This is a genomic window from Streptomyces ortus, from assembly GCF_026341275.1.
Lineage (GTDB): Bacteria > Actinomycetota > Actinomycetes > Streptomycetales > Streptomycetaceae > Streptomyces > Streptomyces ortus.
Genome location: NZ_JAIFZO010000002.1, coordinates 8,457,927 through 8,471,365, shown reverse-complemented (window position 1 = coordinate 8,471,365; position 13,439 = coordinate 8,457,927). Strand labels below are relative to the sequence as shown.

The 13,439-nt window shown below is 69.9% G+C and carries 13 protein-coding genes; 5 read left to right on the top strand and 8 right to left on the bottom strand.

Features of this window, described 5'->3' with window-relative positions:
- From K3769_RS40145 to K3769_RS40125, 5 genes are all read right to left on the bottom strand, one after another.
- A complete protein-coding gene (locus K3769_RS40145; protein WP_267031137.1) occupies positions 1-1,716 on the bottom strand; it encodes a radical SAM protein in 1,716 nt (571 codons plus the stop codon).
- A complete protein-coding gene (locus K3769_RS40140) occupies positions 1,713-2,672 on the bottom strand; it encodes an arginase family protein (RefSeq protein ID WP_267031136.1) in 960 nt (319 codons plus the stop codon). The genes K3769_RS40145 and K3769_RS40140 overlap by 4 nt, the downstream gene beginning before the upstream one ends.
- Positions 2,669-3,880 (bottom strand): JmjC domain-containing protein, encoded by a 1,212-nt coding sequence (locus K3769_RS40135; protein ID WP_267031135.1) that lies wholly within the window; start codon positions 3,878-3,880, stop codon positions 2,669-2,671. Before K3769_RS40135 ends, K3769_RS40140 begins: the two co-directional genes overlap by 4 nt.
- A gap of 93 nt (positions 3,881-3,973) precedes the next feature.
- Complete coding sequence (locus tag K3769_RS40130; protein WP_267031134.1) at positions 3,974-4,135, bottom strand: hypothetical protein; 162 nt, start codon at positions 4,133-4,135, stop codon at positions 3,974-3,976.
- 157 nt (positions 4,136-4,292) lie between these two features.
- The gene (locus tag K3769_RS40125; protein WP_267031133.1) at positions 4,293-5,027 is read right to left on the bottom strand and encodes an SDR family oxidoreductase; all 735 of its coding nucleotides are present in this window, start codon (positions 5,025-5,027) and stop codon (positions 4,293-4,295) included.
- 147 nt (positions 5,028-5,174) lie between these two features.
- Here K3769_RS40125 and K3769_RS40120 point away from each other — a divergent pair, with 147 nt between their 5' ends.
- Entirely contained in the window at positions 5,175-5,801 is a 627-nt protein-coding gene (locus tag K3769_RS40120) for a TetR/AcrR family transcriptional regulator (RefSeq protein WP_267031132.1), read from the top strand.
- Here the strand turns inward: K3769_RS40120 and K3769_RS40115 are convergent.
- From K3769_RS40115 to K3769_RS40105, 3 genes are all read right to left on the bottom strand, one after another.
- Positions 5,770-6,648, bottom strand: a complete 879-nt coding sequence (locus tag K3769_RS40115) for an SIR2 family NAD-dependent protein deacylase (RefSeq protein WP_267031131.1) — start codon at positions 6,646-6,648, stop codon at positions 5,770-5,772. The two genes, K3769_RS40120 and K3769_RS40115, sit on opposite strands and share 32 nt — an antisense overlap.
- A complete protein-coding gene (locus tag K3769_RS40110; RefSeq protein WP_267031130.1) occupies positions 6,645-7,592 on the bottom strand; it encodes a protein-ADP-ribose hydrolase in 948 nt (315 codons plus the stop codon). The genes K3769_RS40115 and K3769_RS40110 overlap by 4 nt, the downstream gene beginning before the upstream one ends.
- 98 nt (positions 7,593-7,690) lie before the next feature.
- Positions 7,691-8,452 (bottom strand): nuclear transport factor 2 family protein, encoded by a 762-nt coding sequence (locus K3769_RS40105; RefSeq protein ID WP_267031129.1) that lies wholly within the window; start codon positions 8,450-8,452, stop codon positions 7,691-7,693.
- Positions 8,453-8,720: 268 nt separating this feature from the next.
- Here K3769_RS40105 and K3769_RS40100 point away from each other — a divergent pair, with 268 nt between their 5' ends.
- The 4 genes from K3769_RS40100 (at position 8,721) to K3769_RS40085 (ending at position 13,384) form a co-directional block, all read left to right on the top strand.
- Positions 8,721-9,620 carry a helix-turn-helix transcriptional regulator gene (locus K3769_RS40100; RefSeq protein WP_372515132.1) on the top strand — a complete coding sequence of 300 codons (900 nt, stop codon included), beginning with the start codon at positions 8,721-8,723 and terminating at the stop codon, positions 9,618-9,620.
- Between the two features lie 158 nt (positions 9,621-9,778).
- Complete coding sequence (locus tag K3769_RS40095) at positions 9,779-10,801, top strand: LacI family DNA-binding transcriptional regulator (protein ID WP_267031128.1); 1,023 nt, start codon at positions 9,779-9,781, stop codon at positions 10,799-10,801.
- A gap of 227 nt (positions 10,802-11,028) precedes the next feature.
- Positions 11,029-12,156, top strand: a complete 1,128-nt coding sequence (locus tag K3769_RS40090; RefSeq protein WP_267031127.1) for a GH12 family glycosyl hydrolase domain-containing protein — start codon at positions 11,029-11,031, stop codon at positions 12,154-12,156.
- A gap of 136 nt (positions 12,157-12,292) precedes the next feature.
- Complete coding sequence (locus K3769_RS40085) at positions 12,293-13,384, top strand: lytic polysaccharide monooxygenase (protein ID WP_282566336.1); 1,092 nt, start codon at positions 12,293-12,295, stop codon at positions 13,382-13,384.
- Positions 13,385-13,439 lie beyond the last annotated feature (55 nt).

Below are 13,439 nucleotides of genomic sequence, written 5' to 3'. Positions count from 1 at the left end.
TCACGCGTCGAAGAAGTAGTCAACGCGGCTGCCCCCTTCCGCCTGCCGGGCCCAGTCCTCACGATGCCCCCGCAGCACCTCGGCTCCGAACGCCTCCTCGATGTCGGTCCGGGCCCGCAGACCCTGCTCCAGGTTCTCCCGCTCCGACATGCAGCGCGCCCGCTTGGCCGTCACCTTGTCGCGTACCGTCTCGGCGGGGTCCGTGGCCCGGAAGGGCGCCTCCGGGACGGTCACCGTGCACATCGGCGCGGCCCAGCAGGTCCGGCAGGAGCCCGCCTTCGCGGCGGCACGGAACATGGCCAGCTGCTCGACGCCGGCCAGCGGGTCGACACCCCGGTCGGTGTGGCCGACGGCGAAGTCCGGGGACTGGAACTCGTACGACGAGTAGAGCGTGCCGTCCGAACCGAGCACGAGGTTGTCGTTACCCGGGACGAGTTGGACGCCCAGCAGATGTCCGAGCCGCGGGGAACCGTCGCGTTCCGGCTGGTTCAGCGCCCGGTGAAAAGAGCGGTGCAGAAAACCGTGGCTGAAGGAGAAGCGGTAGCGGCCCGACTGCTCCCGCTCCTGGTAGTTCTGCCGGTGGGCCGCGACGAACAGGTCCCACACCCGGCGTTGTTCGGTGAACATGCGCCGGAAGTCCGTGTAGGACTGCTCACCGCCCGGCAGCAGCAGATCGAAGTCCCAGGCCAGCGCACGCAGTGCGGTGGGCCACTCGGTGAAGTACCGGTAGAGGGCCGCTTCGTCCAGGGGCGCCGACAGTACGCAGATGACGGCGACCCGGGAGGCGAAGTACTCCGGCCAGTTCTCGGCGAGCCAGTCGGTGCGCTCCCGGACCCGCTCGTGGGTGCCCTTGCCGCGCCGGTCGACCCGGTAGCGGTCGTGATTGGGTCCGTCGATGGAGATGTTGAGATAGATGTCGTGCTCGACCAGGAAGTCGACGATCTTCGGGGTCAGCAGCATTCCGTTGGAGTTGACCTGGATGATCAGATTCTTCGGCTGTGAGCCGACCTCCTTCTTCCGCTCCTCCACGGCGAGTACGGCCTCCTTGAGCTGGTCGAAGGCCAGCAGCGGCTCACCGCCGAAGAAGTACAGGGCCCGCTGCGCGGGCTCCAGCTTCTTCTCGCCGGTGACGAACAGGTCGATCGCGGCCTTCACCATGTCCGCCTGCGGGGATGCCGTCTGGTGCGGACGGGTCCCCGGGTAGGCACCGCCGTAATAGCAGTACGTGCAGCGGATGTTGCACTGCTCGGTGGGATTGAGCATCAGTACCCGCACCCGTGGGGTGTCCACACGCGCGTCGGACGGCACTTCCGGGAACTGCCAGCCCGGACCCTCGAACGGCCTCACCAGCAGGGCGAGTTCGGTGATCTCCGCCTCGGTGGGCGGCGGAACCGGGGCGCGCTCGGCGTCCCCCGGGCCGGTCGGCTCCCAGGAGGCCGCTCCCAGCAGCCGCGCCTGCCGTGCGTCGATGCCGTGGACCTTGCCGGTCGTGGGCGTGTACAGATGGAAGCGTCCTGGGTGGCGGTCGCTCTCCCACGTCTTGTAGATCCAGGTGCGGTCCCGGTGCCGGCGGATCGTGACGTCCTGCTCCCCGGCGTTGCGGCCGACGGCGGACGGGCCGTGCGTGCGGATGTCGGGGCGGTCCATGTCGGCGATCAGGTCGATCTGCCAACCGTGCAGGGTGCGGGCCGGGCCGGTCGTATCCATGGTGGTCATCGTCGCCTCGTCGCTCCCTGGTGGTCGTCCAGCAGTGCCCGCAGACAGCTCATGACGAGTGTCGAGATCGTCGCGCTGGTGGCACGGTTCTCACGGTCGTCCTGGAGGGCCTCCACGATGTCCACCGCGACCACCCGCCGGGTACGGCAGACGTGCTCGACGGCGGCGAGCAGCTCCCGCAGCCGGTAGCCGCCCGCCTCCGGGTGCCCGGTCGCAGGGAACTCCGCGGGGTCGATCGCGTCGAGATCGATCGAGAGATACGTCGCCGTGCCCTCCCCGTCAGCCGGTTCCGGGAAGTCGTACGCGTACGAACAGCGCAGATTCGGCGGAAACGGCCCCCACGAGGCCGGAAGGAAGGTCCGCACCCCGTACAGGTCGCACCCGGAGAGCACTCCGGTCTGCAGCAGGTGTCCGAGGAAGTCGCCGTGGGTGATGTCGGCGAGGCCGGGCATCGGGCGGCTGCTGTAGTCGCAGTGGGCGTCGAAGCAGACCATGTGCAGGGGCCCGTGTTCAGCCGCGAGACCGGTGGCGACCGGGGCGGACAGCGCGTGGTCCCCGCCGATGAACAGCGGAGTCGCGGACGTCCCGGCGAGCCGCTGCGCCAGGCCGGTCACCGCCCGGTAGTAGGTGGCCCGACCCACTCGGGGGTCGAGCGGCACCGAGCCGAGGTCACCCAGGTCGAACACCCTGCGTCCGTCGAGCACCGGGCCCCCGGTCAGCGGGTCCAACACGCCGCCCAGGGCGCCGTCGTCGGTGACGGTCCAGTCGTGGCCCGGGGAGAGCTTGCGGAAGATCTCCGGGCCGTGACGTTGGCCGGGCACACTCGTGACCCCGGCGTCGGAGGGCAGCCCCAGCAGGACCGCGTCGGCGGTGAGGGCTCCCGAGAGCAGGGCGTCCACATCGGCGGCGGGCAGCCCCAGGGCGCCAGCACCCGGCCGCACGGCGGCCCTGGTCACGAGGCCCGCCAGCCTTCGGTGCGCCGCGATCCGTCATCGGTGACGGTGACCAGTCCGGCCCGCAGCAACGCGGAGACCAGCGCCGACGCGGCGGCCACCGAGGTGCCCGAACGCTCGGCCAACTCGCCGACGCCGAGCCGGCGTTCCTCGACGAGCACCTCGCACGCCACGCGATGGGCCTGCGGCAGGGCGAACTCCTGACCCGCGGCGGTGAGCACCACGCGCTCGTCCCTGACGTCGAGTCGGGGAGACAGGACGGTCGCCAGCTCGACCGTCGACTCGGCCGGCGGGCGCGCCGAGAGCACGTCCCAGGGCAGTCCGGCGGCTTCCCGGCCGCCCGTACCGCTCCGCTCGCTGTCGAAGAAGTCCCGCAGCGTCAGGCCCCTCGCCTCCTTCACGAAGGCCGTGAGGACGCGCTCGGCCTGCGCCTGCTGGTCCTCGGGGGTGCCCGCCCGGGCCAGGCTCTCCCGTACGTCGACGTCGTGAAGGGCGCGGTACGCCACCCAGCGCAGCCAGTCGTAGCCGGTGCGGCGGGTGAAGACGAAGGAGAGATGGAGGCTGGACTCGCCGCCGCCGCGCACGGTGTGCCACCAGCCGCGGGGCACGTGAATCACGTCGCCCGGTTCCAGAACCTTCTCGAACACCACGCGCCGCGGGCAGCGGGCCGGGTCGTTGTCGCCGTACTGCGGCAGCGGGTGGGCCTCCGAGGGGCCGTGCACCTGCCAGTGTTTGGTGCCCTGTACTTGGACGATGAAGGTGTCCACCTCGTCGTAGTGACTGTTGAAGGCCTTCGAGTCGTCGAAGGTGACGAAGAGGTTGCAGGACGCCATCTCGCCGACCATGCGCATCAGGTCGTCGGTCGCGGCCCGCACCGCGGGGTGGATCCGGTCCAGGGAGTCGATGATGACGCTGGCCCCGGCCCGCATGAGCGAGAAGACACGGGTCAGGTCCACCACCTGGTGCCCTCCGCGCGTCACCATGTACTCGTGCTCCGGGAGCAGCCTGCTCTCCGCGGACAGCTTCAGTTCGGCGGGTTCCGTGCGACCGCGGGCGAGGATCTCGTTGAGGTCGTGCCAGGAGAAGTGCTCCTGAACCAGTTCAGGGGCGAGGCGCTTGAACACGACCTCGTTGCTGAGTTGCTTCGCGACGAAGTCAGGTCCGAATTCGGCCAGCAACGCCCGGCCGAGCTCCGAGGCAGGTCGTGACATCCTCTCTCATTCCCCCTTGCGTTCGAACAAGGCATGGACAGTGGTTCTGCCCGTACCGGAGCCGTGCGGCCCGGTGCGGGCAGAACCGAGGTGTTACTTCACCGAGTCACCGAACACGAGATCGAAGCCCGGGAGTGCCGGGCGGTTGTGGTTCTTGGCGAAGGTTGCCCTTGCCCTGTCGGCCACCGGCGAGACCTGGACCTCGATCTCGGGGAATTCCTGCTCCGATGTGTTGCGTACAGCGATGTCCGCCATGCTCGCCTCCGAAGAGATGTGTTGGCATTTCCTGGCGCGAACTGTAGGCAGTGTCAGGGAGATGGCGTCCCTGACACATGTCAGGGTGTGCCATGCCTCGTCCGGGTCCGAGCACGACCGACTTGCCGCCGCTCGGCGTCCGTGGCGATCAGGTGGTTCAGGCCTGGGCGGTGGGGCGGACGACGATGTCTCCGACGTCGACGCCCTCGGGCTGCTCGATGGCGAACGCGATGGCGCGTGCCACCGCGTCGGGCGAGAGCCCCATCTCCTCCATCCGCTCGACGATCTGCTCCCGCAGCGCCGGGAGCATGGGGTCCGCGAAGTCGGTGCGGACGAAGCCCGGGGAGACGACGGTCACCCGCAGCCTGTCCCCCGCCTCCTGCCGAAGCCCCTCGGAGACGGCACGGACGGCGTTCTTCGTGCCGGCGTACACCGACATCGTGGGGCTGATGCTCAGCCCCGCAACGGACGCCGTGTGGACGAAGTGCCCGAACCCCTGCTCACGGAAGACGGGCAGGGCGGCCGCGATCCCGTACAGCACGCCCTTGAGATTGACGTCGATCATCTCCTCCCAGTCCTCGACGCGCAGTTCGTCCAAAGAGGAGATCAGGCCGACGCCCGCATTGCTGACCAGGACGTCGATCTTTCCGAAGCGCTCGCGCGCCACGCGGACGAGGCCGTCGAGATCCGCGCGCCGCTTCACATCCGTGCGGACCCAGGCCGCCCGGCCGCCGGCCCGCTCGATGCGGGCGGCCAACGCCTCCAGGCGATGCGCACGACGCGCTCCCAGAACGACGTCGGCGCCCCGCTCGGCGAGCAGGAGCGCGGTTGCCTCGCCGATACCTCCGCCCGCGCCTGTGATGGCCACGACCTTGCCCGCGATTCCCGACATGCTGAAGAGCCCTTCGAAAGGTGACGTCAGAGCACGCGTGAGCGCGACGGTGCGCGTGCCCTAGAATCTAAGTGGAGGCGTCGCCACTTACGACACCGTAAGTGGGGCCGCCTCCACTTGGCAAACCGCTATACCGGGAGGTCCTTGATGCCCCGCGACCCACAGCGTCCGCTACGGGCCGACGCCCAGCGCAACCGGGAGAAGATCCTGGCCGCCGCCGTGCGCGTCTTCAGCGAAGAGGGGCTGGACGCCCACTACGAACGCATCGCCAGGGAAGCAGGCGTGGGCAGCGGCACCCTCTACCGCAACTTCCCCACGCGCGAGGCCCTCGTCGAGGCGGCCTACCGCAGCGAACTGGCCCGACTGTGCGACGCCGTCCCCGGCCTGCTGGCCGCCATGCCACCGCACGAGGCCCTGCGTGCGTGGACGCGGCACTTCATGGACTACGTCACGGCCAAGTTCGGCATGGCCGACGCCCTGCAGGCTGTGGTCGCCGCAGGCACCAACCCGTACAACGAGAGCCATCAGATGATCCAGGCCGCCCTTGCCTCCCTCATGGAAGCCGGTACCACGGCAGGTGAGATCCGCTCCGACATCAGCCCGGCCGACATGTTCGCCGCCCTCACCGGCATCGCCCTCACCTCGGCCGACCCCGGCCGGCGCGATCAGGCCGAACGCCTTATCGACCTCACCCTGGACGGACTGCGCCCCGTCCCGCCGAAGCCGCCGACTGCCGTCGCTCCTACCGGTGAGCCTGGGCCTGTGACGCCGTGAGCGCGTCGAGCAGGTGGTTGGCGTCGGCGGGGACCGACAGAGCTCGTCCCGTCAGGTCGGAGGGGATGTCGGGGTGGGTGGGGTTCACGCGGACCAGGCGGGCACGCGGGAAGTGGCGGGTGAGGTGTTCACCGGGGTGGCGGATGACGCCGGGGGTGTTGAACCCGGCGCCGAACTCCAGGATCAGCAGGCGGGCGTCAGTGGCGCCCTCGTTCAGCCACTCCTGCAGACGCCGGCCCGCGGGCAGGTACGGGTCGTCGATGAACTCGGGGCCGATGCGGACGTTGATCTCGACCCGCCCGTCGCAGTTCGGGCAGCGGGGCAGGGCGTCGGGGTCGGTGACGATGCCGGTGTCCCGGTCGTACGCCGACAGGAGCCTGTCGACCAGGGGCTTGCTGTCCCACGTGGCGGAGGTGCAGGGAGTCGCGCACTGGTAGCGGCCGTAGTCACCCTGCGGGGTGAAGACACGGTCTGCCGCGAAGCCGTTGCGGGCGAAGAGCGCGTCCACATTGGAGGTCATCACCCAGTGGTCCTTGTCCCCCACGATGGTGCGCAACCGCTGGTAGAGCGGGTTGGGGGCGGAACCGTAGCGGATGTCGTCGATGTGGACGGCCCAGTATCCCCAGAGCCGGGCGGACGGCAGGGGTACGCCGACGAGATAGCGGGAGCGCAGGCCCAGGCGGTACAGGGCGGGGAAGAGCTCTTGGAAGCGGTCGGTGTCGCCGTAGTCGTAGCCCGCGGCGGCGCTCAGTCCGGCGCCGGCCGTGATGAGCACGCGGTCGGCCCCGTCGAGCCAGCCGCGGATGGTTGAGGCCTGGGTGCGCAGGGTGGAGGGCTGGTGGTTCATCGTGCGTCGGACCCTTCGGTCAGGGCGTTGAGGTAGGCGGCGCGGTCATCGGAGGCGTACACGTTGAAGATCACGCGGTCCAGGCGTCCGGGGTGGGCGTCGAGCCAGTCGGCCACCGTGTTCAGGACGGTGCGGGCCGCGGGCTGCTTGGGATAGCCGAAGACACCGGTACTGACACCGCAGAACGCCACCGTGCGGATGTCCTGCACCTCGGCGGCGAGGTCGAGACAGGCCCGGTAGGACGCGGCGAGGAGGCGTTCGTGCGTGGGGTGCAAGGGGCCGTCGACGATGGGACCGACGGTGTGCAGCACGTAGCGCGCAGGCAGGTGGTAGCCGCGGGTGATCTTGGCAGTGCCGGTCGCCTCCGGGTGGCCCTGCCTGGTCGTGATCGTGTGGCAGTCCTCGCGCAGGCGGGGGCCCGCCGCGCTGTGGATGGCGTTGTCGATGCACGGGTGGTGTGGGGCGAAGCAGCCGAGCATGGCGCTGTTGGCGGCGTTCACGATCGCGTGCGCGCCGAGCGCCGTGATGTCGCCCTGCCACAGCACCGTGCGTCCCGCGGCCCGGTAGGACGTGGCCGTGCCGGGGAATTCCTCGGTAATGAGAGGAAGGCGGTTCGGGTCCGTCACGGTCCTGGCCTCGCGCTCACTGTTCAGGAGGACGTCCAGTACCTGGGACACGTCTGCAGGGAGCGGGCCCGGTGGGCGAACGGTGAGGACCGCGCGCAGCAGGCGTCGGGCGGTCGCGTCATCTAGCTGGTCCGCGTCGCCCGCTCCCAGTCCCCAACCCGTAGCCGTGGTGGCGGGGTCCTTGCTCAGCCGGGACAGTGCGGTGCGGACGAGGCGGGCCGGTTGCACGGACAGGGTGAGGTTCGGGGCGGTCGGGAACGGATCGTCCAGGGCGATCGCTGCGCGGTAGTCGGTGAGTTGGAGGGCTGGAGTGGGCACGGGGCTTCCCGGTGGTGAGGGAGGGGCCGGTGGTGAGGGGTGCGCCGGTGCGGCCTCGACCTGGAAGAGGGCGAGGCCGCACCGGGCGGGAAGGGGCGTCAGAACAGGCCGTTGGTGTGGGGAAGCTCGGCCGGGATCGGGACGATGACGTCCCAGTGCTCGACGATCTTTCCGTCGGCGACACGGAACAGGTCGTAGTAGGCGACCGGGACACCGAACTCGCCCTCGGCCTGGGTCAGGACGAAGTCGCCCTCGGCGATGACCCGGTGGACCTTCGTGTAGCGGAGGTTCTTGCCCTGCTCGGCCCAGCGCGCGGCGGCGGCCCCGAATCCGTCCAGGCCGTCGGCGGCCTCCGGGTTGTGCTGGTCGTACGTCACCGTGGAGATGTAGTCCGTGAGCACCGAGTAGTCGGCGCCGACCAGGACCTTCTGCGCGAACTCGGTGACCAGGGCGCGGTTGGCCTCGGTCCTGGCGGGCTCGGCCACTTCGGTGGGGCCGTCGGTCTGCGAGCGGCCGGAAGCCGTCGCGGAGACCACCGGGGTCAGGGCGTCCCAGTGTTCGGCGAGCTTGCCGTCGGCATCGACGCGGAAGATGTCGAAGGCGACCAGCGGGTCCGGGCCGAACCCGTAGTACGTGCCGTGCAGAGCGACGAGGCCACCGTCGGCGATGACCCGGGCGCCCTCGTAGCGGAAGTCGTCGCCGAGGGAGGACACCAGAGCACGCAGGGCCTCGGGGCCGTCGGCGGCCAGGGCGCTGTGCTGCGTGTAGTCGGCAGCGACCCAGCGGTCGACCGCGGTCGGGTCCTTCTTGCCGAACAGCTCACCGGTCGCGGCCAGGACGGTGTTGAGGGCGTCGCTCATGACAATTCTCCTTGCGGAACAGGGGTGGAGCGGAAGAGGGAGGGGCGGGTGGACGCCGCGGCGGGACCTCGGCTTCAGGCCGAAGCCGTGACACCCGGGGCGGTACGCGTCGACGGCCTACGTCAGCCGCACGCTTTCGGTGGTGGCCATCGCACGCCCTCTCCCCTTTCGTCCCTTACGTTTTTCCGACACTCGGCGTGGCGCCGCGTGAAGTGATACCTCCAAGTTACGAGCAAGAAGCGACCTAAGTTGGATACGCTGGCGACACATGATGGCCAAAAAACGACACGCTGACAGGGTGGGGATCCGCGAGCTCGCCTTCACCGCGCCCACCGGAACGCCTGCGGGGGTGGAGGTTCTGTCCCTGACCGAGCTGCGCCACCGGACCACCGCGGCCCAGCTCGCGACACCGCAGCGGCCGGACTTCCACCACCTGGTCACCCTCACCGGCGGCACCCTGTGGCACACAGTGGACTTTGCCGACCACGCCCTCGAACCGGGATCCTGGCTCTGGGTTCGCCCCGGCCAGGTCCATCAGTGGGGCGACCTCACCGGCGCCGAGGGAACCCTGATCCTCTTCCGCCCGGACTTCCTCGATGCGGCCACGGCCGACGCCGCCCGCACGCAGGACCCGCACGCCCCGGTGCTGCTCCTCCCCCTGCCCGACCACGCCGAGGCCCTGAGCCTGGCCGCCGAGCACCTCGGCAGCGAGTTCCGCGCACTCGGACACCTGCCCCTGGACGTCCACACCGCGGCCCTGCGTCACCTGCTGGCCGTCCTCGTGCTGCGCCTGACTCATCTCACCGCGCCCGCCGGCCCGCCCGCCCCCGAACCCGACTCCACCTACTTGCGCTTCCGCGACGCCGTCGAACGGGACTTCGCCCGCACGCGCCGCGTGGAGGACTACGCCCAGGCCCTCGGTTATTCGCCCCGCACGCTCTCCCGCGCCACCCTCTCCGTCGCGGGGCTCGGCGCCAAGGAGTTCATCGACCGCCGCGTGATCCTGGAGGCCAAACGCCTGTTGGCCCACGGCGACCAGAGCGCCGCCCGCATCGCCGATCGTCTCGGCTTCCCCAGCGCGACACACTTCAGCAAGTTCTTCCACCGGGGCACCGGACAGACCCCGATCGCCTTCCGCGACATGGCTCGCGGGCACTCCCCGCGCTGAACGGCACGCCAGGGCGCCCGAGGGCGGGCGTGCCGCACGATCATGCTGCCGAGCCCCGGGGGCCGTGCAGATGCGTCATGGCGGAACCGCTCTGCCGAGACCCGCCGATCGGCACGGTTGTGACCGTACTATCGGGTGATCTCGTGGGGGAGGTCGACATGCGTAGACAGCGTCCCGGCACACCGACGCTGGAGGAAGTCGCAGCGCGCGCCGGAGTCGGACGGGGAACCGTCTCCCGGGTCATCAACAACGCGGCAGGAGTGCGGAGTTCGACCCGCATGGCCGTGGAACGCGCCATCACGGAGCTGGGGTACGTACCCAATCTGGCCGCCCGTTCCCTGGCCGGACGGCGTGCCGACGCCGTCGCGCTGGTCATGACGGAACCGGACTGGCGGCAGTTCGGTGAGCCCTTCTTCTCGGCGGTCGTCGGCGCCGTCGGCGACGCGTTGACCGACACCGGCGTGCAACTGCTGCTCACCCTGGTCCGTACGGACGTCGAGCGCCGGCACTTCGTCGAGTACGCGCGCGGCGGACGCGTCGACGGTGTCCTGCTGATGTCCGTGCACGCCGAGGACCCGTTGCCCGACATGCTGTCCGAAGCGGGCCTGCCCACCGTCCTGCTGGGACGCCGCTCCGGCGACGAAGCCGTCACCTATGTCGACGCGGACAACGTCGGCGGGGCCCGCAGCGCGGTCGCCCACCTGGTGCGCACAGGCCGTACGGCCATCGGCACCGTCACCGGGCCACCCGACATGTACGTTGCCCGGAGCCGGTTGCGCGGTTATCGCGAGGGGCTTGAGCGCGCGGGCTTCGAGGTCGTACCGTCCCGGATCGTCGAGGGTGACTTCACGCAGGAGAGCGGGCGCCGCGCGACCGCCGAACTCATCACCCGGGCGCCGGAGGTGGACGCCGTGCTCGCCGCGTCGGACACGATGGCCGCGGGCGCGCTGGAGGCGCTGCGTGCGGCGGGGCGCCGGGTGCCGCAGGACGTCGCCGTGATCGGCTTCGACGACTTCCCGCTGGCCCAGCACACCGAGCCGAGGCTGACGACCGTCCGCCAGCCCATGGAGGAGATGGGCCGCACCATGGTCCAGCTGCTGTTCGACGTCATGCGGGACACCTCCGGCGCATGGCGCCACGTGATCCTCCGTACGGAGCTGGTGGAGCGCGCCTCGACCTGACGGAAAGTTCCGGGAGCGCTCCCAGCGGCCGTTCGGTCGTCTGGATCACCGTTGTTGAACTGGTGGTTTCGAGCCTTCTCCGAGCAGTCCACGCACACAGGGTTGTCAGGGACATGCGCGACTTCTACAGTCCTGTGCCATCAGTGATTTGGGAGCGCTCCCACCCCTGGACCGCCGTGATCACGCTCCCCCGGCCCGGTCATTCGCACTCTCCCCGAGAGGCCCCCATGCGACCGACACCGCGTCAGACCCCCACCCCGCACCGCCTGTTGACCACGCTCATCACGGTTCTCGCCGCACTCGCGGCGCTGTTGGCCGTGACGGCACAGGCCCACGCGGACACCACGATCTGCGAGCAGTACGGATCGGCCACGATCCAGAACCGCTACGTCGTCCAGAACAACCGCTGGGGCACCAGCGCCACCCAGTGCATCAGCGTGAACGACTCCGGTTTCCGGATCACCCAGGCCGACGGTTCGGTACCGACCAACGGAGCCCCGAAGTCGTACCCCTCGCTCTTCAACGGCTGCCACTACACCAGGTGTTCGCCGGGAACCAGCCTCCCGGCGAGGCTCGACACCATCTCGGCGGCCCCCAGCAGCATCTCGTACGGCTACGTCGGCAACGCCACCTACAACGCCTCGTACGACATCTGGCTGGACCCGACGCCCCGCACCGACGGCGTGAACCAGACCGAGATCATGATCTGGTTCAACCGGGTGGGCCAGATCCAACCCATCGGTTCGCCCGTCGGAACGGCCTCCGTGGGTGGCCGCACCTGGGAGGTGTGGAGCGGCGACAACGGCGGCAACGACGTGTTGTCCTTCGTCGCCCCGTCGGCGATGAGCAGCTGGAGCTTCGACGTCATGGACTTCGTCGACCAGGCGGTCGCCCGTGGGCTCGCCCGGTCCGACTGGTACCTGACGAGTGTCCAGGCGGGCTTCGAACCCTGGCAGGGCGGTGCGGGGCTGGCCGTGAACTCCTTCTCCTCCACCGTCTCCACGGGCGGCGGCACACCGGGCGACCCCACTGATCCGGCGGCGTGCTCGGTGTCCTACACCCCCACTGTCTGGTCCGGCGGCTTCACCGCGAACGTGACCGTCGGCAACAACGGCCCGGCTCCGGTCGAGGACTGGCGGCTGGACTTCTCCCTGCCCTCGGGACAGCGGATCACCAGTGCATGGAACGCCACCGTCGCCCCGGACTCGGGAGGTGTGACCGCGCGTCCGCTCGCCCACACCAAGCGGATCGCCGCAGGGGGCAGCCAGTCGTTCGGTTTCCAGGGCACGTACACCGGCGCCTTCGCGCAACCGGGCGGATTCACGCTGAACGGCACGGCCTGCGCCACCGCGTGACGCCCGGCGGCGGCCTCCGCCGTCGTCGGCAAACCGGTCCGGACAGGTCCGGGCACTCGCACTCTTCGGTCAGGAAAGCCAAGGACAGTCAAGGGCAACCCAGGACACTCAAGGACACTCAAGGACAGGGGAATTCATGTCATTACCTGTGTCGCTACGTACGAAACTCGTCTCACTCGGGGCAGTGCTGGCCACCCTCCTGGGCGCCCTCGGCCTCACCCTGCTCGGCCAGGACAAGGCCGAGGCCCACGGCGTGGCCATGATGCCGGGGTCGCGCACCTACCTCTGCCAGTTGGACGCCATCACCGGCACCGGCGCCCTCGACCCGACCAATCCGGCGTGCCGCGCCGCCCTCAACCAGAGCGGCGCCACCGCGCTGTACAACTGGTTCGCCGTGCTGGACTCCAACGCCGGTGGACGCGGATCGGGTTACGTTCCGGACGGCAAGCTGTGCAGCGCCGGCGACCGGTCGCCGTACGACTTCTCCGCCTACAACGCGCCCCGTGCGGACTGGCCGCGCACGCACCTGACGTCCGGGGCCACCATGCGGGTCAAGTACAGCAACTGGGCCGCGCACCCGGGTGACTTCAGGGTCTACGTCTCCAAGCCCGGCTGGTCGCCGACCTCCTCGCTGGGCTGGGGCGATCTGGATCTGGTCCAGACGGTCACCAACCCGTCCCAGCAGGGCTCGGCCGGAACCAACGGCGGCCACTACTACTGGGACCTCAGGCTGCCCTCGGGGCGTTCCGGGAACGCGGTGATCTTCATACAGTGGGTCCGTTCGGACAGCCAGGAGAACTTCTTCTCCTGCTCCGATGTCGTCTTCGACGGCGGCAACGGCGAGGTCACCGGCATCCGTGAGGGCAGCGGTACGCCGACTCCGGAGCCGACGACTCCCGCCCCCGACCCGACGCACACCGGGTCCTGCATGGCCGTCTACGAGGTGGTCAACTCCTGGAACGGTGGCTTCCAGGGTTCCGTCCAGGTCATGAACCACGGGACGCAGCCGCTCAACGGCTGGGCGGTCCGGTGGAAGCCCGGCACCGGCACGAAGATCAACAGTGTGTGGAACGGCTCGCTGAGCACGGCCTCGGACGGCACGGTCACGGTCCGCAACGCCGACCACAACCGCACCGTGGCTGCCGACGGCAGCACCACGCTGGGCTTCACGGCCACCTCGACGGGCAACGACCTCCCCGCCGGCAGCATCGTCTGCGTGGACCCGTAAGGCACGGGCCGGCGCGGGACACCACGCACGAGGTCGCGCCCGCATACGGGCCGTG